Consider the following 24,302-nt stretch of genomic DNA (forward strand, 5'->3'; position numbering starts at 1 on the left):
CTCGTACTCCGCCGATAACACGTATGTGTCAATCAGCGGAGTATCTGATGCAGGCGGTACGAGAATTACAGCTCGATCCTTTTGTCGAAAAAGTAGAGTCGTTTGCCAACCAAGCACTTAATGGTGGTTTCGCTGCGACCTTTGCCTACTGGGTTTCGACACTTAACGAACAGCCGTCTATTGATGGAGCACAACGGGTAGAGCCTGATTGGCAGCGCCTGATTGGTGCCGCTAAACCTAGACCACTCGGTGCTGATGCTGATTATAAAATCCCTACGGGCGTATATACTCACGCAGCCGAACTTTCCCAACAACGTCTTTATGACGCATTAAAGCCGCAGCCGCTGGTGATCGATGCGTCGAGTAACCGACTCCCTATTGAGTTGATTGCTAATTTAGATTGGCAAACGCGTAAACGCCGGCAACGCGCTCAACTCACAAAAGCTAACCCACCTCGCCGTAACAACCCATCGCGCTTATATGATGTTTTGCAATCGATGGGTATAGAAGATCACCAGTCGCTCATGTAAGCTGACAGCTATCAAGTTGTCAGTGAAAGAATGGGCATGAAAATTCACCCGCAAGACGCAGAGCGTATCGAGCAGTTTGTTGAACATTTGTGGCTTGCCCATGGTGTTAGTGAAAACACGCAAGCGGCCTATCGTAGTGATTTGAAAAAGTTCTGTGAGTTCTTAGCGGAACACAAGCTTGGGTTAACACAGGTTACTACAACGTCTGTGCAGGATTACTTGCTATGGCGGCGTACACAGGGTATGTCGCCTCGAAGCACATCTCGGTTTTTAAGTGCGATGAAAAAGTTGACACCTTTCGCACTTAAACAGAGCTGGTTCAGCAATGATCCCATAGCCAAGCTAAAACGTCCCAAGATGAGTCCACCGGTCCCGCACTCTTTAACCGAAGCGGATGTATTGGCATTGTTAGACGCCCCCAATGTTGAGATGCCTATTGGGTTGCGTGATAGAGCGATGCTTGAGGTATTATACGCCACTGGATTGAGGGTTACGGAGTTAGTGCGGCTACAGTACGAGCAGGTGTCGTTGCAGCAAGGTTTGGTTCGGGTCATTGGTAAAGGTGATAAAGAACGGTTGGTTCCTCTTGGGGAGGAGTCAGTTGAGTGGTTATCGCGCTATTTGAAACACGGTCGCCCCGCGCTCAGTGAACGTAGTTCTGGGTGGGTGTTTATTACACAGCGAGGTACATTATTAACTCGACAAGCGTTCTGGTATCGCATTAAAGCCTACGCTGAGCAGGCTCACATCAGTGCTCATTTGTCACCCCACACGCTTCGCCATGCGTTTGCAACACACCTGCTCAATCACGGTGCTGATTTACGTGTACTGCAGATGTTATTGGGGCATAGTGATTTATCGACAACACAAATTTATACACAAGTAGCAAAAGAACGCTTGCAACAAATGCATGCGGCGTTTCATCCAAGAGGTTAATTGAGGTCAGTATGAAGTTGGGTCTTAGAGTTAAAACCGTTGCAGTTTCACTGCTGTTTTTTTCGGCTAGTGCATGGGCCGAGCAACAACCGGATACCAGTAAGCTCGAACAGTTGGGCATTGAAGTGATGAGCATTAAACCGTCAGGCATCGATGGTGTTTTTGAGCTTTCAACTAACCAAGGTATTGTTTATCTGTCCGAAGATGGCGAGCACTTATTGGCGGGTAGCCTATACAAACTGTCTAAAGGCGCTCCAGAAAACAAAACTGAGCAAGCGCTGCAAACGTTACGTAAGGCTAAAGTCGCCGAGCATCAAGATGAAATGATTACCTACAAGTCGTCAAAGGAACAACATGTGGTGACTATTTTCACAGATACGACCTGTGGCTATTGTCAAAGACTTCACAATAATTTGGGAAGCTACTTGGATAAAGGTATCACTGTTCAATACCTGGCATTTCCGCGCGGTGGTCTAGGCTCAAAAGGTGGACGTGAATTGCAACAAGCATGGTGCGCAAAGGATGGCTCAGAAGCGTTATCATCGTTGTTTAACGAGCAAGCGATCAGTGCAACCACGTTATGTGATAACCCTGTGGCTCAACATTATCGCCTCGGACAGATGTTAGGAGTGACGGGTACGCCTGCACTTATTCTGCCGGATGGACGCATGCTGGCTGGCTTAAGAACGCCAGACGCGATTATTAATGAAATCCAAGCTACCCGTTAGTTATGGCGTTAAAAGCAGTCAAACGGTATTCCAGCGCGTCGGTTGAACAGTTACCAAGTGAGTGGCCAGAAGTTATACGGAAGATATTAGCGCACCGTGGAATAACGGAAGCCAATCAACTGGATCTCAATTTGCGCGGAATGGCCCACTATTCGCAGTTACGGAATATTCATGCCGCCTGTGACGCTCTGTTGCAAGCGCGAGAACAGAACCAAGCTATCGTCATCTGCGGTGACTTCGACGCCGATGGTGCAACCAGTACGGCACTATTAATGTCTGCCTTACCTGAAATGGGATTTCATAGAGTAAGCTACCGCGTGCCAAATCGGATGACTGAGGGATATGGGCTCTCTGCGACGATTGTCGAGCAGCTAGCTGAGCAACAGGTGGGACTGATACTCACGGTCGACAATGGTATTGCCGCACATGATGCGGCAACACGCGCCGCTGAATTAGGCATCACGTTGGTGATTACCGACCACCATTTAGCGCCTGCGACATTACCGCAAGCGGCTGCAATAGTGAATCCTAATCAACCAGGCTGCGAGTTTCCGAGTAAAGCGTTAGCGGGTGTAGGCGTCGCGTTTTATCTATTGGCGGCGCTACGTGCGCGGCTGCGTGAAGCGGGGCAACCGACACCTAACTTAGCCGATTTTCTTGACTTGGTCGCGTTGGGTACGGTCGCGGACGTGGTGCCACTCGATAAAAATAACCGTATTTTGGTTCAACAAGGCCTCAATCGTATTAGAGCCGGACAGTGTCGCGCGGGTATTCGTGCATTAATTGAGCAAAGTGGGCGCGATATTGCAAAGTTACAAGCGAGTGACTTAGGATTTGCCATCGGTCCTCGTATTAATGCCGCGGGGCGACTTGATGATATCAGCCTCGGTATCGAATGTTTGTTAGCCTCGTCAGAGCGCGCGCAACAGCTTGCTCAAACGTTGTGTGATTTGAATAAGCAGCGACGCGAAATCGAGGCAGATATGAAAGCTGAGGCTGAGTCTATTGTGAGCCAACTCCAGCTCGATAACCAAGGTCAGTTGCCCAACGTCATCGTGCTGTACAATGAACAGTGGCATAGCGGTGTGATTGGTATTGTCGCAGGGCGTGTTAAAGAGCGAACTCATCGTCCGGTGATCGTGTTTGCCAAAGAAAGTGATACTCACTTAAAAGGCTCCGCGCGATCAATTGATGGAGTACATATTCGCGACCTGCTTGAACGTGTAGACACTCAATACCCTGAAGTGATTGAACGTTTTGGTGGTCATGCGATGGCTGCTGGACTGTCCTTAACCGAGGTACAACTGAACACCTTTCAGGCGGCGGTGTCACAAGCGGCTGCCGACTGGCTAACGGATGAGGTTGTACAACCGATTATATGGTCTGATGGTGAACTATCCGATGAGCAATTGAACATTGAGTTTATTCAGCAACTCGAACGTTTAGGGCCTTGGGGACAAAAGTTTCCTGAACCCATGTTTGATGGCGAATTTCGTATACTGCAGCAGCGTATTGTGGGTGAAAAGCATCTTAAGCTCGTCGTTCAAAGCCCCCAAGGCGGTATTTTCGATGCCATATCGTTTTATTGTGATATTGAGCAGTGGCCCAATCATCAGTGTCAGTGGGTCGAGCTTGTCTATAAACCACAACTGAATCACTTTCGAGGACGCACTTCGGTGCAGTTGTTGGTGGAGCAACTGCGCGCTTTGCGGTAAAATACCCGTTTATGCCAATTAAACAACTAAGGGTCACGTGATGTTTGAGACAAACGCCACTTACAACGCCATTAAAGAGATGCGCTCACGCAGTGAGGCGCTCAGGGGGTATCTTTGACTACGCTCATAAAAAGGAGCGTTTAGAAGAAGTCACCCGAGAGCTCGAACAACCCGAAGTGTGGGATGATCCGCCCAAAGCCCAAAGTTTGGGGAAAGAGCGTGCTGCACTTGAACAAGTGATTGAAACACTCGATAACTTAGAGCAAGGCTTAGAGGATATCGAAGGGTTAGTTGACTTGGCTGTGGAAGCCGAGGATGAAACAACCTTTAATGAAGCCGAAGAAGAGCTGCAGGAGCTATTGACTCAGCTTGAAGCGCTTGAGTTTCGTCGTATGTTTTCTCGCGATAACGATTCAGCCGACTGTTACGTGGATATTCAGTCAGGTTCGGGGGGTACGGAAGCACAAGATTGGGCTAACATGCTGCTGCGTATGTATTTGCGCTGGGCTGAAGCGCATGAATTTAAAACGGAAATCACTGAGCTTTCTGAAGGCGAGGTCGCCGGTATCAAATCGGCAACGGTGCGAATTGCCGGTGAATATGCGTATGGTTGGTTACGTACCGAAACCGGTGTCCATCGTTTAGTGCGTAAGTCGCCTTTTGACTCCGGTAACCGCCGTCATACGTCCTTCGCTTCAGTGTTTATCTATCCCGAAGTCGATGATGATATTGAAATAGAAATCAATCCGTCGGACTTGCGTATCGATACCTATCGAGCCTCTGGCGCTGGTGGTCAGCACGTCAACCGAACGGATTCAGCGGTGCGCATTACGCACGAACCCACCGGTATTGTGGTGCAGTGCCAAAGTGATCGCTCGCAACATAAAAATAAAGACTCTGCGATGAAGCAATTGAAAGCGAAGTTGTACGAGTTAGAGATTCAAAAACAGAACGAAGATAAACAAGCGCTGGAAGATTCAAAAGCGGATATCGGCTGGGGCAGTCAAATTCGTTCGTATGTGCTCGATGATGCGCGCATCAAAGATTTGCGCACCGGCGTCGAGAATAGAAACACACAGGCGGTGTTAGATGGTGCGCTCGACCCATTTATCGAAGCCAGCTTAAAAAGCGGTCTGTAGTCAAGTTAAGTCGCGATAGAAACGTATTCGAAGAGGAAGCAAGATTATGACAGATAAGTCGCAAACGCCAGAAGTTGATGTAAACGAACAAATCGCGCAACGAAAAGCGAAGTTAGCGGCGTTACGCGAGAAGGGCGTTGCCTTTCCAAATGACTTTCGCCGTGATTCACTGGCAAAAGATCTTCACGCTGAGTATGACGAAGCCGACAAAGAGTCGCTTGAGCAGCAGGGCGTTCGCGTTAAAGTTGCGGGTCGTATGATGACTCGCCGTATTATGGGTAAGGCGAGTTTTGCAACGATTCAAGATATGTCGGGTAAAATTCAGCTCTACGTAGCTCGTGATAACTTGCCAGAAGGCTTCTATAACAGTGAGTTTAAAAAGTGGGACTTAGGCGACATCGTTGGCGCCAGTGGCGTGCTGTTCAAAACAGGGACAGGCGAACTGAGTGTTTTGGTTGATGACGTACGTCTGTTGACTAAGGCGTTACGTCCTTTACCTGATAAGTTTCATGGTTTAGCGGATCAAGAGACACGCTATCGCCAACGTTACCTTGATTTGATTACTAATGAAGAATCACGTAACACGTTCTTGGTGCGTTCTCGTGTCATTGATTATATTCGTCGCTACCTAAACGAACATCAGTTCCTTGAAGTTGAGACGCCAATGATGCAAACCATCCCAGGCGGTGCTTCTGCACGCCCATTTTCAACTCATCATAACGCGTTAGATATGGAGTTGTTCCTTAGAATTGCTCCGGAACTTTATCTCAAACGTCTCGTTGTCGGCGGATTCGAGAAAGTGTTTGAAATTAACCGTAACTTCCGTAATGAGGGGCTGTCGACGCGTCACAATCCCGAGTTCACCATGTTGGAGTTTTACTGGGGCTACGCAGATTATTTCGACTTGATGGATATGACGGAGGATATGCTACGTGGTATTGCTCAAGACGTATTGGGTTCAACCACATTTGAGAGCGGTGGCGTGAACTACGACTTCGGCCAGCGCTTCGAGCGCATGACGGTGTTAGAGGCGATTATCAAGTATATGCCTGAAGTTACCGAGGAGCAGCTTAACGACCGTGAACAGGCAACCGCTATTGCAGAGCAAGTCGGTGTGGATGTGAATTCGGCTTGGGGTCTAGGAAAAATCCAGATCGAGATTTTCGAAACCGTTGCTGAACACCGCTTGATCCAACCAACGTTCATCACTGCGTATCCAGCCGAGGTGTCACCTTTGGCACGTCGTAATGACGACAATCCATTTGTGACCGATCGCTTTGAGTTCTTTGCAGGCGGACGTGAACTAGCGAATGGTTTCTCGGAGCTAAATGATGCGGAAGATCAGGCGCAACGTTTCCGCGATCAAGTGGAAGCCAAAGAAGCGGGTGATGATGAAGCAATGTTCTACGACGAAGACTATGTCACAGCGCTTGAACACGGCATGCCGCCAACAGCGGGTGAAGGCATTGGTATCGATCGTTTGGTGATGTTGTTAACCGATTCATCGACCATTCGAGATGTTCTCTTATTCCCGCATATGCGTCCTAAAGCAGATTAAGTCCAAAATAATCTAACAGCCACCCTTGCCGGGTGGCTTTTTTTTGGTCTACCATTTAATAAAATAGAAAATAGAGACAAGGAAACGCTCTTTACTATTCAATTTTATTAAACATTATCTGTTGGAGAGTGAATGTACCATCTAGAGTTTGACACACCGCTTGGCCACATGGTGGCTATGGCAAATGAGGCGCACTTGACAGGTCTTTATTATAAGGACCAAAAGAATGTGCCTGATTTAAGCCAGTCGGTCGTCAACCATAAGCACCCTGTATTGGTGCAAACGCAATCGCAACTCGAAGAATATTTCGCAGGCTCGCGTCAGAAATTCAGCTTACCACTGCGTGTGAAAACAACTGAGTTTCAACAGCAAGTGTTGTCAACACTGACCAAAGTGCGGCCCGGTGAAACGCTGTCATATAAATGTATTGCTGAGCGTATTGGACGACCTAAAAGCGTACGCGCAGTTGCTAATGCGGTCGCGCGAAATCCGTTCATTATCGTCATTCCGTGTCACCGTGTGATAGGCATAAAAGGTGAACTAAGAGGTTTTTCGGCGGGAGTGCATCGAAAGCGAGCACTCATTAATCGAGAGCAAAAATTAAGGGGCGAATAATCGCCCCTCAATTCAATAAACCATTAATCATCGAGTGATTAGTGGTCTTCACCATCTGCGTGAACGTGACCGTGCTCAAGCTCTTGCTCAGTTGCGTCACGTACTTCAACAACTTCAACGTCAAAGTTCAAGTTTACACCTGCTAATGGGTGGTTACCATCGACAGTCACTTCGTCATCGTTAACTTCAACGATGATCACTGATTGGTCACCTTGGTCAGTGCTAGCACGGAACTGCATACCGGGTTGAACATCGTTTTCACCAAACAAGTTACGTGGAACTGTTTGAATCAAGCCTTCATGACGTTCGCCGTATGCTTCTTCAGGACCAATTTCGGCAGTAAATTTTTCGCCGACTTCTTTACCTTCCAATGCATTTTCTAAACCTGGGATCAGCATGCCTCGGCCATGGATAAAGCTTAGTGGATTGCCTTCCTTAGACTGATCCAATGTTTGGCCTTCAGCTGTTTTCACAGTGTAATGGATGGCGACCACTTTATTCGGGGCAATTGCTTCGCTCATAATAGTTAACCTAATTGATACGGCAGTGTGTGTATTTCCAAGAGACTATCGTCGTCACCTCGCAAACGGAGCGGAGTACCCATCTCAATATCAATCGGTAGCACCGCTAAGCCATCTACTTGGGTGTCGGTACGATTCACTGCCAAAATTATCGTACCTCCTCGACGCCAATTGTCGCCCACCTTTCGCTCAACTTCCGCACCCGCCTTAATTGGGCTGTGTGCAGAACCACTCACACGAAAGAGTGCGCGCTTTTGTTTACCCAAGTAACGCATTCGGGCAACAGTCTCTTGGCCGATATAACAACCTTTCTTAAAATCAATGCCGTCCCATACTTGTACATTAAGCATTTGCGGCACAAATTGTTTTGCAAGTTCACTGATGAGTTGAGGGCGCACCCGTTCAATTTCAAGGGCATCCCATAACTTTTCGTCAGAATCGCTGGCAATTTCTGCTTTATATATTAGCACGTACTGGCTTGGATCGCTGCCCACCTTGACTTGCGCTAGTAATTCATTCTTCTGCGGGACAGCCAACGTATCATTCGGATTGATTGCACCCACTAAATGAATGTCTTTGGTTTTATCTTCAAATGAAACCTTATTAAATACGCCGTACTTTTCGAATTGAGCCAATGAGGCGGCGATCGCGGAGTGCTTTAAAATAAGCCAAAATTCGTTATCGGAGTAGCAATATAGCCAAAACACACTCAAGGTCTTACCGGTTGGTTCGCAATGCGCTGAATAGCAATGCGCTCCCGGTTTCAAGCTGTTGATGTTAGCGGTAAGCTGACCTTGCAAAAAACTACGGGCGTCATCGCCACTCACTGCGAGAAGGCCATAACTGTCCAACGGGCACAATAATGTCTCGCTTGCGGAAGCGTGTTCTGACATGACTTTGCTCATTTAAAAGGCTCCTTTAATTGCCATGTCATGCTAATATGAGGCTATTGAAATTGAATTCAAGGCTGGGAGTAAAAATGTTCACGTTAAAGCAATCCGAGGAAGCATTAAAAGATAAGCGTCGCCTCAAGTGGGCGTGTCGTCGCGGTATGCTCGAGCTTGATGTGCTGTTCGAACCCTTTGTGGATGAAGCTTACGATCACTTGAGTGAGGAAGATAAAGCGGTATTTCGTCGTCTAGTGACCTGTGACGATCCCGATTTGTTTGCTTGGTTCATGGGACATAAAGAATGTCCGGACACGGAATTGCAACGCATGGTTGATTTGATGCTGGCGCGGGTTAAAGTATAACGCGATGATCCACTTGCAGTCTGGCACCAGAGCGCTGTCACTGAGTCAAGACAGGTTGCAGTGGTGGGTTGATGGTGAGCCGTGGCATGGTCGTTTTTTTTGGCAATGCGTGTTGAATACGTGGTTACTCGTTAGGCTGAGTAACGGAAACTTATCGAAGCCGCGTCAAAGTCTTTATTTTTGCATTCAGCGCAACCAGCTCACGCCGGCGCTTTGGTGTAAGCTCCGGCGCTGCCTTACCTGCCAACTATAGATGCTGCGGTACTAGGTGAGTCGGTTTTGCGTTTGGATCCAGATCGGGGTAATCCAGCGTGTAATGCAAACCACGGCTCTCTTTACGAGCGAGCGCGCTGTGGACAATCAGCTCTGCAACCTGCACTAGATTGCGTAATTCAAGCAAGTTATTGCTGACCTTAAAGTTACTGTAGTAGTCGTGTATCTCCTGCTGCAGTAACTGTATTCGGTGCAAGGCTCGCTCTAGTCGCTTGGTGGTTCTAACAATCCCAACATAGTCCCACATAAATAACCGTAGCTCGTGCCAGTTATGCTGGATAACGACCTCCTCATCGGAGTCACTGACCTGACTGTCATCCCAAGCTGGGAGGCGATCAACAATCGGCGTCTCGTGACTTTGTTGAAGAATATGCTGGGCGGCAGCGCGCGCAAACACTAAGCATTCGAGTAGCGAGTTACTCGCCATTCGGTTGGCACCGTGCAAGCCGGTGTATGCCACTTCTCCTACCGCATAAAGTCTGGCTAAATCGGTTTGCGCATTGAGGTTGGTGGTAATACCGCCACAGGTGTAATGCGCTGCGGGCACGACCGGGATGGGCTGCTTACTCATATCGATGCCAAGAGAGAGACACTTGTCGAAGATCGTTGGAAAATGTTGACGCAAAAACGCTTCGCTTTTGTGCGAGATATCTAGGTACATGCAGTCGGCACCTAAGCGCTTCATCTCGTAGTCAATCGCGCGTGCGACCACATCACGAGGGGCTAATTCAGCGCTTTCGTGGAAACTATCCATAAATCGGCTACCGTCCGGACGCCGCAATACGGCGCCTTCTCCGCGCAACGCTTCGGTTAATAGAAAGCTTTGTGCGTTCGGATGATAAAGACAGGTTGGATGGAACTGATTGAACTCCATGTTAGTCACGCTACAGCCCGCACGCCATGCCATGGCGATGCCATCACCACTGGCAATATCAGGGTTGCTAGTGTATTGATACACTTTACTCGAACCACCCGTGGCAAGCACCACAAAACGTGCTGCGGCAGTTTCTACCCGCTCAAGCTTGCGGTTCCATAGATAGGCTCCATAGCAACCCGACTCACGTTGCAAGCGTCGACCCGTTATAAGATCGACAGCATTAAATCGTTCTAATACCCTGATATTGGGATGAGCCAATACCTTGCCTTGCAAAGTTGTTTGAACGGCTTTGCCGGTCGCATCGGCGGCGTGCAGTATACGTCGATGGCTATGTCCACCTTCCTGGTTCAGGTGATAGGTAGGAGAATCTGCTTTGGATTCGACCTGGTCAAAGCCTACGCCCTCATCAATGAGCCATTGTAAGGCTTCTCGGGCATGACGTGTGGTAAACTCAACGGTCTCGCGCTCACACAAACCTGCGCCGGCAATGAGGGTATCTTCGACGTGGCTTTCGATACTATCAGACTCATCGAAAACAGCAGCGATACCGCCTTGGGCATAATACGTGGAGCCTTCGGTCAGCGGTCCTTTGCTAACAATAATCACTGAATGGTGGTCTGCTAGCTGCAGGGCGGTCGTAAGACCCGCTGCACCCGAACCAATAACAAGAACATCTGATTGATAATTTGCTGCAGGTTCCATAAAGTACTCATTAAGGATTTTGCTCGATTTTACGCAAACTGAAAATTTTTGCGAACTTTTTACGAGCACGGCGGTCAGACCTAACGAATACATGAGCCGCCAGTGCTATGTAGTGATTAGCAAGGGAGAAAAGGCTCGAATGAGCGAAAAAATGACGGACCAACAGCTGGTCGAACGTGTACAAAAAGGTGACAACCGCGCATTCGACTTGTTGGTAAAAAAATACCAACACAAAGTCATGAGCTTGATCTCCCGTTATGTGAAACAACAAGGTGACGTAGCAGACGTGGCGCAAGAGGCATTTATTAAAGCCTACCGTGCGCTACCCAACTTTAGAGGCGAGAGCGCTTTCTATACTTGGCTATACCGAATCGCTGTGAATTCGGCGAAAAACCATTTGGTTTCACAAGGGCGCAAGCCGCCTGCCTCCGATGTGGATGCAGAAGATGCAGAGTATTATGAAGGTAGCGGGGCACTTAAAGATGCCGGAAGCCCCGAGCATCAGTTGTTAACGGATGAAATTCAAACCGTTGTGCTACGTGCTATTGATGAGTTACCAGAAGACCTTAAACGTGCTATTACGTTGCGCGAAATAGAAGGTTTAGGGTACGAGGAAATCGCTGTCGAAATGGACTGCCCAATTGGTACGGTACGATCGCGTATCTTTCGGGCGCGAGAAGCCATCGATAGCCAATTAAAGCCGTTGCTAGAACGGTAATTGATAGAGGAATCTTTATGTCTAAAGCCCATTTGTCCAACGACAAGTCAGAGTCAGCGAACGATCGCCAAGAATCTTGGTCGGCGTTGTTTGATAGTGAACTCGATGCTATCGAACAGGCAGATTTTGATGCTCAGTTGGAAGATGCAGAGCAAAGCGATAGATGGTATCGGTACGGTGTCATTAAGAGCGCTATGAAAGGCGAACTTAATCACAACGGTCCGCTAGATATCAGTGCTGCAGTAGCTGCTGAAATCGATGCAATGCCTGCTACAAGCAATGAGGTAGATTCAGACAATGTAGTGCAAGCACACGGTAGTTCGCGCTCTGCAGCCGCTCGCAAAGCGGCCATGCGTTGGTTTAATCCGATTGCAAAAGTCGCTGTGGCAGCGGGTGTTGCAGCGGTGGCATTGGTTACGGTGCAGACTTATCAAACACCTACGGATGCATCGGGTGTCGAACAGCCATCCATTTTGACCAATCCGATGGGTGCGCGCCAACCTGTGAGCTTTAGTCCGAACTCGACTCCGTCTGCATCGACGACGCAGCAAGCGCTCGAGCAGTCCATGCGTCGCCAAGCGCAATCGTATATGATCGATCACCAGCAACAGTTAATGATGTTGAGTACTGAGGCGGCAAATAATGAGGACCAAGCTGAGGCAGGTAAACAACAGGACCCGCAATCTCCGCAGTAATTAAGGAATGGTTATGAAACCGGGTGTTTGGCTTGTATCACTTGCGCTGGCGTTGCTTTTTGCTTCGCCAGCGTTTGCGCAACAGGAGACGGAACAAGTTGCGCAGAGTGATGGTGAGCGTTGGTATAACTTCATGTCAGATGCACTGAACGAGCAGAACTTTGAAGCATCACTCGTTTATGTATTAGGTGATCGTATTGAGCCTTACCATTGGCTGCATGCTGTTGAGGCGAGCGGTGAACAGCTTGAACTCATCGTTCAGATGAATGGACCTGGATTCAGAGTGCTTCGGATTGGCGATAAGGTTTCACACTTTCATCCCGCAGCACGGGATTACTCGCTGCGTGCGCGTTCAATTAACTATCTTATTCCACCTGCATTCAGTCAAAAGTTTGAGCTCATTAAAGACTACTATCGTGTGGTAGCGGTAGGTGGTGCGAGGGTGCTTGACAGAAAAGCGCAACACATTCGACTGATCAGCAAACATGATAATCGCTTTGGCTTCTCGGTGTGGGTGGATCGCGACTCAGGCATGCCGCTTAAAGTGATGATGATGAATGAAGAAGGTATTCCTATTGAGCAGGTTCAGATGACCAGCTTAGCGCTACGGCAAGATCCAAGCCCGCTTCTCGAAGAGTTAAAGCGCTTGTCGATGCCGCCTTTAATTCAAATGTCTACACTAAACCAGCAAATGCAAAGCAATGTGCGTCCAACTTGGCAGCCTAAAGGGTTTAAGCTAGTCGAGCAAAAACATCATCAGTTGGCCGTCGATGAGACACCGGTTGATCACTATCTATTTACTGATGGTCTGACCGAATATTCAGTGTATATCGCGCCACGAGCAACGGAGCAAGCCGGCTCAATGAGCGTGATCGGTAGCCAAAACTTGTATACTGAACCTCGCAATGATGTGATAATTACGGTGGTTGGACAAATACCCATACAAACGGCAAAGCGGATTGTGGCAGAGGTGCAGTAAGAGATGAAAGAGCTTGCGCAAGTGGTAGCAGTTGATGGTCGGCGAGTGACGGTCTCGACTCAACTAAAGAGTGCGTGCTCTGGTTGTGAGCAGAACAAAACCTGCGGTGCAGGTATTTTGAGCAAGGTATTTTCAGATAGACACTCCACGTTTGTGGTAAAGACCGAATCACCGGTGTCGGTAGGGGAGTATGTTGAGTTGTCGATTCCTGAGCAACAGGTGACACGCTTCGCGTTGTTACTTTATGGATTGCCGGTCCTCACCTTATTGTTGCTTGCAAGTGTGTTAACGTCCTTCACCTCGATCACCGAGGGCTATACCATTCTGCTCTCATTTGCAGGTTTTGCTCTAAGCTTTGTCGCTTTGCGTTTGTGGTTCCGTCTTCGTGATGTGCGCGTAAATCAGTTGCTCGTTGTTAGCACGCCCGCGCAACCTAGCCTGTGAAAACCGATAAATATCTTTAGTCTTGCCGCTAACATCGGTATGATCAGGCCAGTTTTGAATTCGCTTCGAGCCACAGTTGCTCGCTGATTTTTTGTAGAGGTGTATCAATGCCGGATAAGGCGTTTAAGCAAAGTAATATCAGAAACTTTTCTATTATTGCGCATATTGACCATGGTAAGTCGACTTTATCAGATCGACTCATCCAACATTGTGGCGGTCTGACTGATCGTGAAATGGCGGAACAAGTACTCGATTCGATGGACTTGGAACGTGAGCGTGGTATTACGATAAAAGCCCAAAGTGTTACCTTGCATTACACAGCAAAAGATGGTGAAACCTATCAGTTAAACTTCATTGATACACCAGGACACGTTGACTTCTCCTATGAGGTCTCGCGTTCGTTGGCGGGGTGTGAAGGTGCCTTGTTGGTGGTGGATGCCGCACAAGGTGTGGAGGCACAAACCTTGGCGAATTGCTACACCGCCATCGATATGGATCTCGAAGTGGTTCCGGTGCTCAACAAAATTGATTTGCCGCAAGCCGATGCGATGGGCGTGGCTCAAGAAATAGAAGATATCGTAGGTATCGAAGCGGTCGATGCGGTGCAATGTTCAGCAAAAACGGGTATCGGAATCGAAGAAGTGCTCGAACGCATCGTTAAACAAATTCCTCCTCCCAAAGGCAATGAAGATGACGCGTTACAAGCGCTGATTATCGATTCATGGTTTGATAACTATCAAGGCGTGGTGTCTTTGGTGCGTGTTAAAAACGGTACATTACGTGCTGGCGATAAAATGACCGTGATGTCGACAGGGCAGTCTCATCAAATTGATAAAGTCGGCTTTTTCAATCCCAAACCCCATGAAACGGGTGTGCTTCACACGGGTGAAGTTGGGTTCGTAATTGCCGGTATTAAAGATATCTTGGGCGCTCCTGTCGGTGATACCTTGACTACTACGCGCAACCCGGCGAAAGCTCCGGTTCCCGGCTTTAAAAAGGTGAAGCCACAGGTTTACGCCGGCATGTTCCCAATTAGTTCAGATGACTATGAAGCCTTCCGCGATGCCCTAGGGAAGCTATCGTTAAATGACGCATCGTTATTTTACGAGCCGGAGAACTCCGCCGCGTTAGGATTTGGCTTTCGCTGTGGTTTCTTGGGTATGTTGCATATGGAAATTATCCAAGAGCGGCTTGAGCGCGAATATGACATTGACCTGATCACCACGGCACCGACTGTCGTCTACGAAGTAGAAACCAAGTCGGGCGATATTGTGAAAGTCGATAATCCGGTTAATTTACCGCCCGTTAACGATATTGAAACGATTTTTGAACCGATCGTCGAAGCGAATATTTTAGTGCCGCAGGAATTTGTCGGAAACGTCATCACCTTGTGTGTTGAGAAACGCGGTATGCAAACGGCGATGAATTATCACGGCAAGCAAGTTGCAGTGACCTACGAAATGCCGATGGCAGAAGTGGTGATGGACTTTTTTGATCGCCTTAAGTCAACCAGCCGTGGTTATGCATCATTGGATTATCACTTTAAGAAATTCCAAGCAGCGGATATGGTGCGTGTTGATATTTTGATAAACGGTGACCGTGTCGATGCGTTGGCGTTGATCGTACATCGTGATCATGCTGAATCACGTGGTCGCATGCTAGTGGATAAAATGCGCGAACTGATTCCGCGTCAGCAATTTGATATCGCCATCCAAGCCACGATCGGGACTCATGTTATTGCGCGTTCGACCGTTAAACAGCTGCGTAAAAATGTAACTGCAAAATGTTATGGCGGTGACATTAGCCGTAAGAAAAAACTACTACAGAAGCAAAAAGAAGGTAAAAAACGCATGAAAAACCTCGGTAATGTAGAAGTGCCGCAGGAAGCGTTTTTAGCTGTGTTAAAAGTAGGTAAGTAGCGCTAAAGAGAAAACAATAAGGGAAGCAGGCTGATGGCCAACTATTTTTCGATTATCCTAACCGTGGTGACGTTAATTGCCGGCGCTCTATGGTTATTTGATGCACTGGTATTAAAGAAGAAGCGGGCGGCAGGGGAGCCGCAGAATTCGGTAACTGAGTTTGGCCAATCGGTCTTTCCTATTCTTGCAATTATTTTAGTGGTACGTACGTTCTTGTATGAACCTTTTCAAATACCGTCTGGCTCGATGATGCCCACCTTGTTGAAAGGTGACTTCATTTTGGTAGAGAAATACGCCTATGGCTTGCATGACCCCGTATTTCAAAAGGAAATCGTCGAAACGGGTAAACCCGAACGGGGCGATATTGCGGTGTTCAAATATCCTCTTGAACCGAGTATTGATTATATCAAGCGCATTATTGGTCTTCCCGGCGATCGTATCATCTACCGCGATAAGAGCCTCTACATTGAACCAAAGTGCAAAGCAGACGAAAACTGCAACGCCATTCGTGTCGAAAATGTTATGGTTGATAACGCGCCCGTGTACTATTCTGGAGGAAGCGCATTAACAACCTATGAGGCGCATATGGGATCGGTGAAGCACCAGATCTTATTGGATTCACGCGTGAGTCCGCGGGTGCCTTATTACTTTAAACAAGCAGGTACGCAGCCAACAGAATTTGTCGTGCCAGAAGGCCATTATTTTGCCATGGGCGATAACCGAGACAACTCTGAGGATAGTCGTTACTGGGGCTTTGTCCCGGAAGAAAACCTCGTTGGTAAAGCGGTATTTATGTGGATGAGCTTTGAAATGGATCGCAGTAGCGAGAGTATTTTGCCGCAATGGGTGCCTACAGGAATAAGATTTGAGCGTTTAGGGAGTATTGAGTGAGTTTACCAAAACCACCGTTAACTCAGTTAGAACAAATAATTGGCTATCGATTCGAACGTCAAAGTTTACTAAAGCAAGCATTAACGCATCGCAGTGCACATGCCAACCATAACGAACGCCTTGAGTTTTTGGGTGATTCTATTCTCGGCGTGGTTATCGCTGAGGCGTTATTTAGTCGGTTTCCCAAAGTCGCAGAAGGTGATTTGAGCCGTATGCGTGCCGCCATTGTTTGTGGGCGTTCGCTCGCACGACTGGGCAAGAAAAAAGGTTTAGGTGATTACTTGTCTCTGGGCCAAGGTGAATTAAAGAGCGGCGGTTATCGTCGTGAATCTATTTTAGCTGATGCGATGGAAGCCATCATCGGCGCGATTTTCCTTGATAGTGATATGGATACTGTCAAACAAGTCGTGTTGGGCTGGTTTGATGAACAGTTAGAAACCATTAAACCGGGCGCCAGCCAAAAAGATCCGAAAACGCGCTTACAGGAATGGTTGCAGGCACGTCAACGTCCTTTACCTGAATATGATGTAGTGGCTACACAGGGTCAAGCGCATAACCAACAGTTTACCGTGACTTGCACCATAGAAGGGCTTCCCGAACCTCTGTTAGGCACGGGAACTAGCCGTAGAAAAGCTGAGCAAGCAGCGGCAACGTCCGCATTAGAACAGTTACAGGTATCTTGATGAATCTAGATGACATGCTCAATAACGCCTTAGGTGGCGCTGGGCAAATTGATGAGAATAAGCAGTGCGGCTTTGTCGCTATTGTTGGTCGACCCAATGTCGGTAAATCGACCATGCTGAACCGTATCCTGGGTCAAAAGGTCAGTATTACGTCGAACAAACCACAGACAACGCGGCACCGTATTTTAGGTGTTGATACCGAGGGTGATTATCAAACGGTTTATGTTGATACGCCAGGGATGCACCTCGAAGAACCTCGGGCGATTAACCGTGTAATGAATCAAACCGCATCATCGGCGCTCAAAGACGTCGACTTGATTTTGTTTGTGGTCGAGAACACGCGCTGGAATGACGATGATGTCATGGTGCTGGAAAAGCTAAAAAATACTCAGACGCCGATTGTCCTCGTGGTGAATAAAGTTGATCAAATAAAAGACAAAAATAAGTTGTTGCCACACCTACAATGGTTAAGTCAGCAACTCAGCGTAAAAGAAATTATTCCTGTCTCGGCAAAAACAGGCGATAACCTAGAACCCTTGCGCGATATTGTTAAAGGCTTTTTGCAAAGCGGCTATCACTTTTACCCAGCCGATTATGTAACCGACCGCTCGGTACGCTTCATGACCGCTGAAATTATTCGCGAAAAATTGATGCGTTTTACCGGTGAAGAGTTGCCCTATGAAACCACGGTTGAGATCGAACAGTTCGGTCAATCCGAACGCGGCACTCATCATATTCATGCGCTAATCTTGGTCGAGCGTGATGCGCAAAAGCGTATGGTCATCGGTGAGAAGGGCCAAAAGTTAAAAACGATCGGTACCGAAGCGCGTAAAGATCTTGAACGTTTGTTGAACAACAAAGTGTTATTGAAGCTCTGGGTGAAAGTGAAATCAGGTTGGTCAGATGACGAGCGCGCGCTGAAGAGTTTAGGTTATCGAGAGGACTAGCGAACGATGCAACCAGCGTTTGTGTTACATCGCTGGGATTACCAAGAGACCAGCCTCCTTGTAGACTGTTTTAGTCTGGAGGATGGTCGTGTTCGCTTGTTGGCCAAAGGCGCTAAGCGTAAAACCTCAAGTTGGAAAGGTGTGTTACAACCTTTTATTCCTCTTAATGTGCAATGGGGCGGGCGTGGTGAGTTAAAAACGCTGACTCACGCTGAGGCGGTGTCCCAAAACTACGAACTCCGTAGTGACTTTCTCTATAGTGGTTTTTATATCAACGAACTATTACAACGCGTGCTACCGCAGCACGTTGCGGTACCGAGTTTATTCGAATGCTATCCCCAGCTATTACAGCGTCTCGCTGATAAACAACCTATCGAAACAACATTACGTTGGTTCGAGTGGCAGTTGCTGGATGAACTTGGCAGTGTATTTGAGTGGCCGCAACTCGAGCAACGTAATGAACTCCCCGAAACACTCTATTTTCGCAGTTACAGCGGATTTAGCGTGGATTATCACGATAGCGACTGTGTCACTGTCAGCCGCGATGAAGCCATTGCATTGGGGCAAAGCGATTGGCTCAATGATCCACTCACTGAGTCGCAACGATACAATTTAAAACGTATTATGCGTCATGCGTTAGCGCCATTTATCGGCGATAAACCGTTACGTGCGCGCGCCTTGTTTAAACGTTAGGAGAAACGATGAAAAATATCCGTTTAGGTGTCAATATTGATCACGTCGCCACCGTACGTAACGCGCGTGGTGTCAGCTACCCCGATCCGGTGACTGCCGCAGCCATTGCCGAGCAAGCGGGGGCTGATGGAATTACCATACACCTGCGCGAAGATCGTCGTCACATCACCGATCGCGATGTAGCTATGCTACGCCAGACGCTTAATGTGCCTATGAACTTAGAGATGGCGTGCACCGACGAAATGATCGGTATCGCGATTGATACACAGCCGACTTATAGTTGTTTAGTTCCTGAGAAACGCGAAGAGCTCACAACCGAGGGCGGGTTGGATGTCGTGGGCCAACAACAACGTATAACCGCAGCTGTTAAGCAGCTTGCCGATGCCGGCATTTTAGTCTCGTTATTTATCGACCCTAACCATGCGCAAATTGATGCGGCAAAAGCGTGTGGTGCGCCTATTGTCGAACTACATACTGGCGCATACGCGGAGGCGGAAACGCATGCGCAACGTGAACACGAGTTTCAGTTATTAGCAGAGGCCGCAGCTTACGCAGATAAACAGGGCTTGCAGGTGAATGTGGGTCACGGTCTGCATTATCACAATACGCTTGAAATTGCACAAATTCCGCAAGTGGTTGAATTGAATATTGGGCACTCTATTATTGCACGTGCCGTACTGGTGGGATTAGACCGCGCTGTACGCGACATGAAAGCAATTCTTGAGCGGGCTCGCTAATGGCTATATTTGGCATGGGCACTGATATGATTGCTGTTGCGCGTGTGGAGACATCGCTGGCGCGCGGCAATGGCCTGGTAAAACGCGTATTAACCGAATATGAACAAGACATTTGGGCGCAGCACCGTGCTCCAGCGGATTACTTAGCTAAACGATTCGCAGCAAAAGAAGCGTGCGCCAAAGCATTCGGTACAGGCATTGCGCAAGGGCTTTCGTTTCAACATATGGAAGTACGCAATAATGCGCTGGGGCGACCCGAGTGGGTATTTTATCAGCAAGCTCTGCAGTGGTGTGAGCAATACGGCATCGCCCATGCACACTTGAGCATTAGTGATGATAGTGGGTTCGCTATCGCAACAGTGATTTTAGAAACGAGTAGTTAAACAATGGCGCAGTTTTTTAAGCCCAAAGGCCGCAAAAAATCCTCATCGAATTATGTATTAACGGGTACTGCAGATGCGCTCGACCATCAGGGACGCGGTGTGGTCAGGATATCAAAGCAGGGCAAAAATCGGGTTTATTTTGTTCCACAAGTGCTACCGGGCGAGACCGCTCAATTTAAGGTGACCGGACAACAAAATACCGAATTGCTTGCACGCCAAAACGCTTCCGAGGAAAGGCGTCAGGCGCCATGTCCCTACTATGAAGACTGTGGTGGATGTGATTTACAGCATATTAATGAAACACACCAGCGGCGTCATAAACAGCAAGTGGTCACCGAATTGTTCGCAAAAATGGCAGGGGTGCGAGACGAATTACCTTGGCATGACACGTTAATCGCCGATGATTGGCAATATCGTCGAAAGGCACGCCTGGCGATTTACCAACGTGCTACCAAACAACCGTGGCGGTTGGGCTTTCGGGCACGCGCGAGTAAACAGGTTGTTGATATTCCTCAATGCGCAGTTTTAGACAGTGAACTTAATGGTCTAATAAGCGACTTTCGCAAAATGCTAGATAATGTGCAACTGGGTCCTAAGATCGGCCATGTAGAGCTAATTAAAGCACCCTCTACACAACTATGTTTGCGCATTACTCAACCTTTAAGTTCGGTTCAGACTCAACAGCTTGAAGAGTTCTCTACAACAAATGAATGTGCCGTTTGGTTGGATGATGGCCAACAGCTGAAAGCCTTGAGCAAAAATGCGGTCTGTTTCGATGAGACCATTGATGGCGATCGACTGGTATTCATGCCTGGGGATTTCATTCAGGTAAACGCCCGAGTTAATCAGCAAATGGTTAGGCAGGCCGTTAACTGGTTAGCGCCACAGGCCGAGGATGAAATCCTTGATCTGTTCGCGGGGATTGGCAATTTTACTTTGCCGCTCGCGCGACGTGCAAAGTCGGTAACCGCCGTGGAAGGGGTATCAGCAATGACCACGCAATTAGCTGCTAACGCGGCGGCTGCAAACCTCAGTAATGTTCACGCACAGACTTTTGATCTCAGTACCGAACAAGTGAGCCGCTTATTAGAAAAGGGCTACCAACGTATCCTTCTCGATCCCGCACGGGCCGGCGCAGAAACAGTTTGTCAGCGCATTGCACAACTCGAATCAGATAAACAGCCTGAGCAAATTGTGTACGTTTCCTGTTCGCCGAATACACTGGCTCGAGACAGTCGTTGGCTATTGGATAACGGCTATGAGATGACGCATATCAGTTTAGTTGACATGTTTGTTCAAACGCATCACATTGAAACAATGGTGAGCTTCAAAAAGGTAGTATAAAGTCATGGTCCATGTTCGCAGTACACATGTTGATGATCCGCAGTATCAGGACGCGGCACAACACTGGTTAGTCAGTGTCAAAGATGTCAACACACTGGAAGAAACCGCGAACATGCTCGCCAAGCGCTATTCGGACCACGCTGATGCCTTACTCAAAGGCAAGGAGATGGTGGAGATTTTGGCTCCACTCAATCTTGATACTGAGTCGTTGCTTGCAGCATTGTACGCTCCGCTGGTCGATAAGGTGATGCTTGATATTGAAGACTTGCCGATCGAACGTTCATTGCAAGTGTTACTGCGCAACGTCCAGCAAATGCAGAATATTTCTGAGCTACAGTCCTTTCAACATGGTCAACCGGATGGTGCGCAAATCGATAACGTGCGGCGTATGCTGTTGTCTATGGTTGAAGATGTTCGCGCGGTGCTTATTAAGCTCGCCGAGCGTATCTGCTTTCTGCGCGAGGTGAAAAATGCCGATGAGGAAACGCGTGTATTAGCGGCCAAGGAATGCGCAGAAATATACGCGCCCTTGGCCAACCGTTTGGGTATCGGTCAGTTGAAATGGGAGTTGGAAGATATCGCTTTTCGTTATCTGCATCCCAAAACTTACAAAAGCATCGCACAGCAGTTAGATGAGCGGCGTTTAGATCGAGAAAGTTATATCCATGACTTTGTCGAGGACTTGCAACATTCGTTGCAGGAGCAGGGGATAGCCGCAGATGTTTACGGTCGTCCTAAACACATCTTTTCGATTTGGCGCAAAATGCAGAAGAAGCACCTCAGCTTCGAGCAGTTATTTGATATTCGCGCTGTACGAATTTTGACGCATTCGTTGAAAGACTGTTACGCCGCTTTAGGCGTTGTGCACTCACGTTGGCGCCATCTATCCTCAGAGTTTGATGATTATGTGGCAACGCCAAAGCCAAATGGCTACCAATCGATCCATACGGTGGTGATCGGCCCCGACAACAAAAATGTCGAAATTCAAATTCGTAGTCATGAAATGCACGATGATGCAGAACTCGGGGTTGCCGCGCACTGGATGTATAAGGAAGGCGCGCAAGCAGGTAAACGGCATGGCTTCGAAGAAAAGATCGCATGGCTGCGTAAGCTACTGGCTTGGCATGAAGATATGGCTGGGAGCGACTCGTTAGTCGAAGAGATACGTTCTCAGGTATTTGAAGATCGGGTCTATGTGTTCACGCCGAAAGGTGAGGTCATTGACCTTCCTGCGGGCTCTACACCGTTGGATTTTGCCTATTATATCCATAGTCAGGTCGGTCACCGCTGTGTCGGTGCGAAAATTGATGGCCGCATCGTACCTTTCACGTACCAACTGCAAAACGGTGATAAAGTCGAAATACTGACTCAGAAAAGCGCGCAACCGCGTCGTGATTGGTTAAATCCGCAGATGGGCTATCTGCATTCTTCACGCGCGCGCAGCAAAGTACATACTTACTTTAAGAAGCAGGATCGCGACAAGAATTTACAAGCGGGTAAAGAACTGCTCGAGCAGGAGCTAAGCAAGTACGGTTTGAGTTTAAGTGCTGCCAATAAGGCGCTTGAACGCTTTAATGTGAGCCATTTAGATGACCTGCTAGCAGCTATTGGCGCAGGCGATATTAGACTTCATCAAGTGGTCAACTTTATTAAGCCGGCACCGACGGAAGAGCAGCAGCTCGCTCGGATTAAAAAGCGCACCGCACAGTCGACTAAGCCCGTCGGTGGCACCTCCGAAGTGACCATCGAAGGAATTGGTAACCTAATGATGCAGTTTGCACGCTGTTGCCAACCGATCCCCGGTGAACCGATTCGCGGATTTATAACCCAAGGGCGCGGTGTGTCGGTTCATCGGCAGGACTGCGATCAATTACAGCACCTGCTTTCACAGCACCCTGAACGGGGCATTGAAGTGTCTTGGTCTGCTCGCACGCAGAAAGAGTATCGCGCGTCGGTTCGTATTTCAGCGTTGGACAGAAATGGCTTATTGCACGACATCACCAGTGTTCTGGCCAACGAAAAAGCAGCGGTGCTGCAAATGGATAGTGAGTCAGACGCGCAGTCGCAGTCGGCGACCATTTGGCTGAAGTTAGCGGTTAAAAATAATCAGGCGTTGCAAAAAATCATTCAGCATTTACGCCAATTACCCGGCATTGAACAAGTTCAAAGGAGTTAACAACTATGCAAGCAGTGGGTATCGCGGCGCTCAAACAGGTTATGCAGCAGCTACGCGACAAGCAACACGGCTGTCCGTGGGATCTCAAACAGACCTTTGAGTCGTTGCTACCCTATACCATCGAAGAAACCTATGAGGTGGTCGATGCGATCAATGGGGGCGATCGCGCAGCGATGAAAGATGAACTCGGTGACTTACTGTTTCAAGTCGTGTTTTATGCGCAACTCGGTGAGGAAGAGGGAAGCTTTGATTTTGAGGCTATTGCCCAGCATACCGCTGATAAGCTGATACGCCGCCATCCTCATGTATTTGAGCAAACCGACGGTGCTTTATCTGATGCCGAGATAAAGCAGCAGTGGGAAGCGATTAAACAGCAGGAGCGTAAAAGCCAGCAAGCAGAAACTGTCTTTAAAGATATTCCGAGTCAGTTACCGAGTGTGCTAAAAGCCGCTAAGCTTCAAAAGCGAGCGGCTTCTGTCGGCTTCGACTGGACGGAAGAAGAACCCATTTATGCAAAGGTTTACGAAGAGATCGATGAAGTTCGCACTGCCGAAAACGATGACCACCTGGAAGAAGAAATCGGTGATTTGTTATTTGCGGTGATTAACCTTGCACGCCATAAGCAGGTGAACCCAGAACGTGCGCTTCAGAGAGCCAACAATAAATTTGTGCAGCGCTTTCAAGCGATTGAAGCAATGCTAAGCGCACGTGAGCAAGCAGCGGATGAACTGAGTCTGGAACAACTTGAAGCACTTTGGCAAGAGGTAAAATCGGCGCAAAAGTGATGCTTTTATTTGTAGAAATGGGTGCGCTTAGGTATACTATTTTCCCGTCTTAAGAAATCCCT

25 protein-coding genes are annotated in these 24,302 nt (G+C 48.2%); 22 read left to right on the forward strand and 3 right to left on the reverse strand.

All coding sequences use genetic code 11. The features are described from left to right. Window positions 1-47 precede the first annotated feature (47 nt). From BFR57_RS09280 to BFR57_RS09310, 7 genes are all read left to right on the forward strand, one after another. Window positions 48-530 carry a VC2046/SO_2500 family protein gene (locus BFR57_RS09280; protein WP_171903957.1) on the forward strand — a complete coding sequence of 161 codons (483 nt, stop codon included), beginning with the start codon at window positions 48-50 and terminating at the stop codon, window positions 528-530. 36 nt (window positions 531-566) lie between these two features. Beyond that, the gene (xerD, locus tag BFR57_RS09285) at window positions 567-1,466 is read left to right on the forward strand and encodes a site-specific tyrosine recombinase XerD (RefSeq protein WP_071463677.1); all 900 of its coding nucleotides are present in this window, start codon (window positions 567-569) and stop codon (window positions 1,464-1,466) included. An 11-nt stretch (window positions 1,467-1,477) separates the two neighbouring features. After that, entirely contained in the window at window positions 1,478-2,194 is a 717-nt protein-coding gene (dsbC, locus tag BFR57_RS09290) for a bifunctional protein-disulfide isomerase/oxidoreductase DsbC (RefSeq protein WP_071463678.1), read from the forward strand. A gap of 2 nt (window positions 2,195-2,196) precedes the next feature. Beyond that, entirely contained in the window at window positions 2,197-3,909 is a 1,713-nt protein-coding gene (recJ, locus tag BFR57_RS09295) for a single-stranded-DNA-specific exonuclease RecJ (RefSeq protein ID WP_071463679.1), read from the forward strand. Between the two features lie 40 nt (window positions 3,910-3,949). After that, window positions 3,950-5,048, forward strand: a protein-coding gene (gene prfB, locus BFR57_RS09300) for a peptide chain release factor 2 (protein WP_143441069.1) whose coding sequence is annotated in 2 segments (ribosomal slippage) — window positions 3,950-4,024 and window positions 4,026-5,048 — 1,098 coding nt in all. Because the reading frame shifts where the segments join, the coding sequence is not laid out codon by codon here. Between the two features lie 46 nt (window positions 5,049-5,094). Continuing rightward, on the forward strand, window positions 5,095-6,606 hold the full coding sequence (gene lysS, locus BFR57_RS09305) for a lysine--tRNA ligase (RefSeq protein WP_071463680.1): 1,512 nt from the start codon (window positions 5,095-5,097) through the stop codon (window positions 6,604-6,606). A gap of 132 nt (window positions 6,607-6,738) precedes the next feature. Further along, entirely contained in the window at window positions 6,739-7,221 is a 483-nt protein-coding gene (locus tag BFR57_RS09310) for a methylated-DNA--[protein]-cysteine S-methyltransferase (RefSeq protein ID WP_071463681.1), read from the forward strand. A 38-nt stretch (window positions 7,222-7,259) separates the two neighbouring features. On the opposite strand, the gene BFR57_RS09315 is transcribed toward BFR57_RS09310, so the two are convergent. Continuing rightward, a complete protein-coding gene (locus BFR57_RS09315) occupies window positions 7,260-7,742 on the reverse strand; it encodes a peptidylprolyl isomerase (RefSeq protein ID WP_006956084.1) in 483 nt (160 codons plus the stop codon). Window positions 7,743-7,747: 5 nt separating this feature from the next. Beyond that, window positions 7,748-8,647 carry a folate-binding protein YgfZ gene (locus BFR57_RS09320; RefSeq protein ID WP_071463682.1) on the reverse strand — a complete coding sequence of 300 codons (900 nt, stop codon included), beginning with the start codon at window positions 8,645-8,647 and terminating at the stop codon, window positions 7,748-7,750. 74 nt (window positions 8,648-8,721) lie between these two features. Here BFR57_RS09320 and BFR57_RS09325 point away from each other — a divergent pair, with 74 nt between their 5' ends. Next, window positions 8,722-8,994: a succinate dehydrogenase assembly factor 2 gene (locus BFR57_RS09325; protein WP_071463683.1), complete on the forward strand. Its 273-nt coding sequence runs from the start codon at window positions 8,722-8,724 to the stop codon at window positions 8,992-8,994. A gap of 247 nt (window positions 8,995-9,241) precedes the next feature. Here BFR57_RS09325 and nadB read toward each other — a convergent pair whose 3' ends face one another. Next, on the reverse strand, window positions 9,242-10,846 hold the full coding sequence (nadB, locus tag BFR57_RS09330; RefSeq protein ID WP_071463903.1) for an L-aspartate oxidase: 1,605 nt from the start codon (window positions 10,844-10,846) through the stop codon (window positions 9,242-9,244). 139 nt (window positions 10,847-10,985) lie between these two features. On the opposite strand from nadB, the gene rpoE reads away from it, so the two are divergent. The 14 genes from rpoE (at window position 10,986) to mazG (ending at window position 24,240) form a co-directional block, all read left to right on the forward strand. Beyond that, on the forward strand, window positions 10,986-11,564 hold the full coding sequence (rpoE, locus tag BFR57_RS09335; RefSeq protein ID WP_071463684.1) for an RNA polymerase sigma factor RpoE: 579 nt from the start codon (window positions 10,986-10,988) through the stop codon (window positions 11,562-11,564). A 17-nt stretch (window positions 11,565-11,581) separates the two neighbouring features. Then, window positions 11,582-12,259 carry a sigma-E factor negative regulatory protein gene (locus BFR57_RS09340; protein WP_071463685.1) on the forward strand — a complete coding sequence of 226 codons (678 nt, stop codon included), beginning with the start codon at window positions 11,582-11,584 and terminating at the stop codon, window positions 12,257-12,259. Window positions 12,260-12,272: 13 nt separating this feature from the next. Then, on the forward strand, window positions 12,273-13,238 hold the full coding sequence (locus BFR57_RS09345; RefSeq protein ID WP_071463686.1) for a MucB/RseB C-terminal domain-containing protein: 966 nt from the start codon (window positions 12,273-12,275) through the stop codon (window positions 13,236-13,238). A gap of 3 nt (window positions 13,239-13,241) precedes the next feature. Further along, window positions 13,242-13,682 (forward strand): SoxR reducing system RseC family protein, encoded by a 441-nt coding sequence (locus BFR57_RS09350; protein ID WP_071463687.1) that lies wholly within the window; start codon window positions 13,242-13,244, stop codon window positions 13,680-13,682. Window positions 13,683-13,789: 107 nt separating this feature from the next. Then, entirely contained in the window at window positions 13,790-15,601 is a 1,812-nt protein-coding gene (gene lepA / locus BFR57_RS09355) for a translation elongation factor 4 (protein ID WP_071463688.1), read from the forward strand. Between the two features lie 33 nt (window positions 15,602-15,634). Next, a complete protein-coding gene (lepB, locus tag BFR57_RS09360; RefSeq protein WP_071463689.1) occupies window positions 15,635-16,492 on the forward strand; it encodes a signal peptidase I in 858 nt (285 codons plus the stop codon). Beyond that, a complete protein-coding gene (gene rnc, locus BFR57_RS09365) occupies window positions 16,489-17,175 on the forward strand; it encodes a ribonuclease III (protein WP_071463690.1) in 687 nt (228 codons plus the stop codon). The genes lepB and rnc overlap by 4 nt, the downstream gene beginning before the upstream one ends. A 14-nt stretch (window positions 17,176-17,189) precedes the next feature. Further along, window positions 17,190-18,122: a GTPase Era gene (gene era, locus BFR57_RS09370; RefSeq protein WP_071463904.1), complete on the forward strand. Its 933-nt coding sequence runs from the start codon at window positions 17,190-17,192 to the stop codon at window positions 18,120-18,122. 6 nt (window positions 18,123-18,128) lie between these two features. Further along, window positions 18,129-18,815 (forward strand): DNA repair protein RecO, encoded by a 687-nt coding sequence (gene recO, locus BFR57_RS09375; protein WP_071463691.1) that lies wholly within the window; start codon window positions 18,129-18,131, stop codon window positions 18,813-18,815. Window positions 18,816-18,823: 8 nt separating this feature from the next. Continuing rightward, complete coding sequence (gene pdxJ / locus BFR57_RS09380) at window positions 18,824-19,552, forward strand: pyridoxine 5'-phosphate synthase (protein ID WP_071463692.1); 729 nt, start codon at window positions 18,824-18,826, stop codon at window positions 19,550-19,552. After that, entirely contained in the window at window positions 19,552-19,935 is a 384-nt protein-coding gene (gene acpS, locus BFR57_RS09385; RefSeq protein ID WP_071463693.1) for a holo-ACP synthase, read from the forward strand. The genes pdxJ and acpS overlap by 1 nt, the downstream gene beginning before the upstream one ends. Window positions 19,936-19,938: 3 nt before the next feature. Next, window positions 19,939-21,279, forward strand: coding sequence for a 23S rRNA (uracil(1939)-C(5))-methyltransferase RlmD (gene rlmD / locus BFR57_RS09390; RefSeq protein WP_071463694.1), 1,341 nt, complete (start codon window positions 19,939-19,941; stop codon window positions 21,277-21,279). Between the two features lie 4 nt (window positions 21,280-21,283). Continuing rightward, complete coding sequence (gene relA, locus BFR57_RS09395; RefSeq protein ID WP_071463695.1) at window positions 21,284-23,455, forward strand: GTP diphosphokinase; 2,172 nt, start codon at window positions 21,284-21,286, stop codon at window positions 23,453-23,455. Window positions 23,456-23,460: 5 nt separating this feature from the next. Further along, the gene (gene mazG, locus BFR57_RS09400; RefSeq protein WP_071463696.1) at window positions 23,461-24,240 is read left to right on the forward strand and encodes a nucleoside triphosphate pyrophosphohydrolase; all 780 of its coding nucleotides are present in this window, start codon (window positions 23,461-23,463) and stop codon (window positions 24,238-24,240) included. Window positions 24,241-24,302: the final 62 nt, after the last annotated feature.

It is taken from the genome of Idiomarina sp. MD25a (assembly GCF_001870515.1).
Classification (GTDB): Bacteria; Pseudomonadota; Gammaproteobacteria; order Enterobacterales; family Alteromonadaceae; genus Idiomarina.

Excerpts from the sequence above, each read along its gene's own strand:
- BFR57_RS09280 (WP_171903957.1), top strand. The coding sequence starts at position 48 with ATGCAGGCGGTACGAGAATTACAGCTCGATCCTTTTGTCGAAAAAGTA.
- xerD (WP_071463677.1), top strand. The coding sequence starts at position 567 with ATGAAAATTCACCCGCAAGACGCAGAGCGTATCGAGCAGTTTGTTGAA.
- dsbC (WP_071463678.1), top strand. The coding sequence starts at position 1,478 with ATGAAGTTGGGTCTTAGAGTTAAAACCGTTGCAGTTTCACTGCTGTTT.
- recJ (WP_071463679.1), top strand. The coding sequence starts at position 2,197 with ATGGCGTTAAAAGCAGTCAAACGGTATTCCAGCGCGTCGGTTGAACAG.
- lysS (WP_071463680.1), top strand. The coding sequence starts at position 5,095 with ATGACAGATAAGTCGCAAACGCCAGAAGTTGATGTAAACGAACAAATC.
- BFR57_RS09310 (WP_071463681.1), top strand. The coding sequence starts at position 6,739 with ATGTACCATCTAGAGTTTGACACACCGCTTGGCCACATGGTGGCTATG.
- BFR57_RS09315 (WP_006956084.1), bottom strand. The coding sequence starts at position 7,742 with ATGAGCGAAGCAATTGCCCCGAATAAAGTGGTCGCCATCCATTACACT.
- BFR57_RS09320 (WP_071463682.1), bottom strand. The coding sequence starts at position 8,647 with ATGAGCAAAGTCATGTCAGAACACGCTTCCGCAAGCGAGACATTATTG.
- BFR57_RS09325 (WP_071463683.1), top strand. The coding sequence starts at position 8,722 with ATGTTCACGTTAAAGCAATCCGAGGAAGCATTAAAAGATAAGCGTCGC.
- nadB (WP_071463903.1), bottom strand. The coding sequence starts at position 10,846 with ATGGAACCTGCAGCAAATTATCAATCAGATGTTCTTGTTATTGGTTCG.
- rpoE (WP_071463684.1), top strand. The coding sequence starts at position 10,986 with ATGAGCGAAAAAATGACGGACCAACAGCTGGTCGAACGTGTACAAAAA.
- BFR57_RS09340 (WP_071463685.1), top strand. The coding sequence starts at position 11,582 with ATGTCTAAAGCCCATTTGTCCAACGACAAGTCAGAGTCAGCGAACGAT.
- BFR57_RS09345 (WP_071463686.1), top strand. The coding sequence starts at position 12,273 with ATGAAACCGGGTGTTTGGCTTGTATCACTTGCGCTGGCGTTGCTTTTT.
- BFR57_RS09350 (WP_071463687.1), top strand. The coding sequence starts at position 13,242 with ATGAAAGAGCTTGCGCAAGTGGTAGCAGTTGATGGTCGGCGAGTGACG.
- lepA (WP_071463688.1), top strand. The coding sequence starts at position 13,790 with ATGCCGGATAAGGCGTTTAAGCAAAGTAATATCAGAAACTTTTCTATT.
- lepB (WP_071463689.1), top strand. The coding sequence starts at position 15,635 with ATGGCCAACTATTTTTCGATTATCCTAACCGTGGTGACGTTAATTGCC.
- era (WP_071463904.1), top strand. The coding sequence starts at position 17,190 with ATGCTCAATAACGCCTTAGGTGGCGCTGGGCAAATTGATGAGAATAAG.
- recO (WP_071463691.1), top strand. The coding sequence starts at position 18,129 with ATGCAACCAGCGTTTGTGTTACATCGCTGGGATTACCAAGAGACCAGC.
- pdxJ (WP_071463692.1), top strand. The coding sequence starts at position 18,824 with ATGAAAAATATCCGTTTAGGTGTCAATATTGATCACGTCGCCACCGTA.
- acpS (WP_071463693.1), top strand. The coding sequence starts at position 19,552 with ATGGCTATATTTGGCATGGGCACTGATATGATTGCTGTTGCGCGTGTG.
- rlmD (WP_071463694.1), top strand. The coding sequence starts at position 19,939 with ATGGCGCAGTTTTTTAAGCCCAAAGGCCGCAAAAAATCCTCATCGAAT.
- relA (WP_071463695.1), top strand. The coding sequence starts at position 21,284 with ATGGTCCATGTTCGCAGTACACATGTTGATGATCCGCAGTATCAGGAC.
- mazG (WP_071463696.1), top strand. The coding sequence starts at position 23,461 with ATGCAAGCAGTGGGTATCGCGGCGCTCAAACAGGTTATGCAGCAGCTA.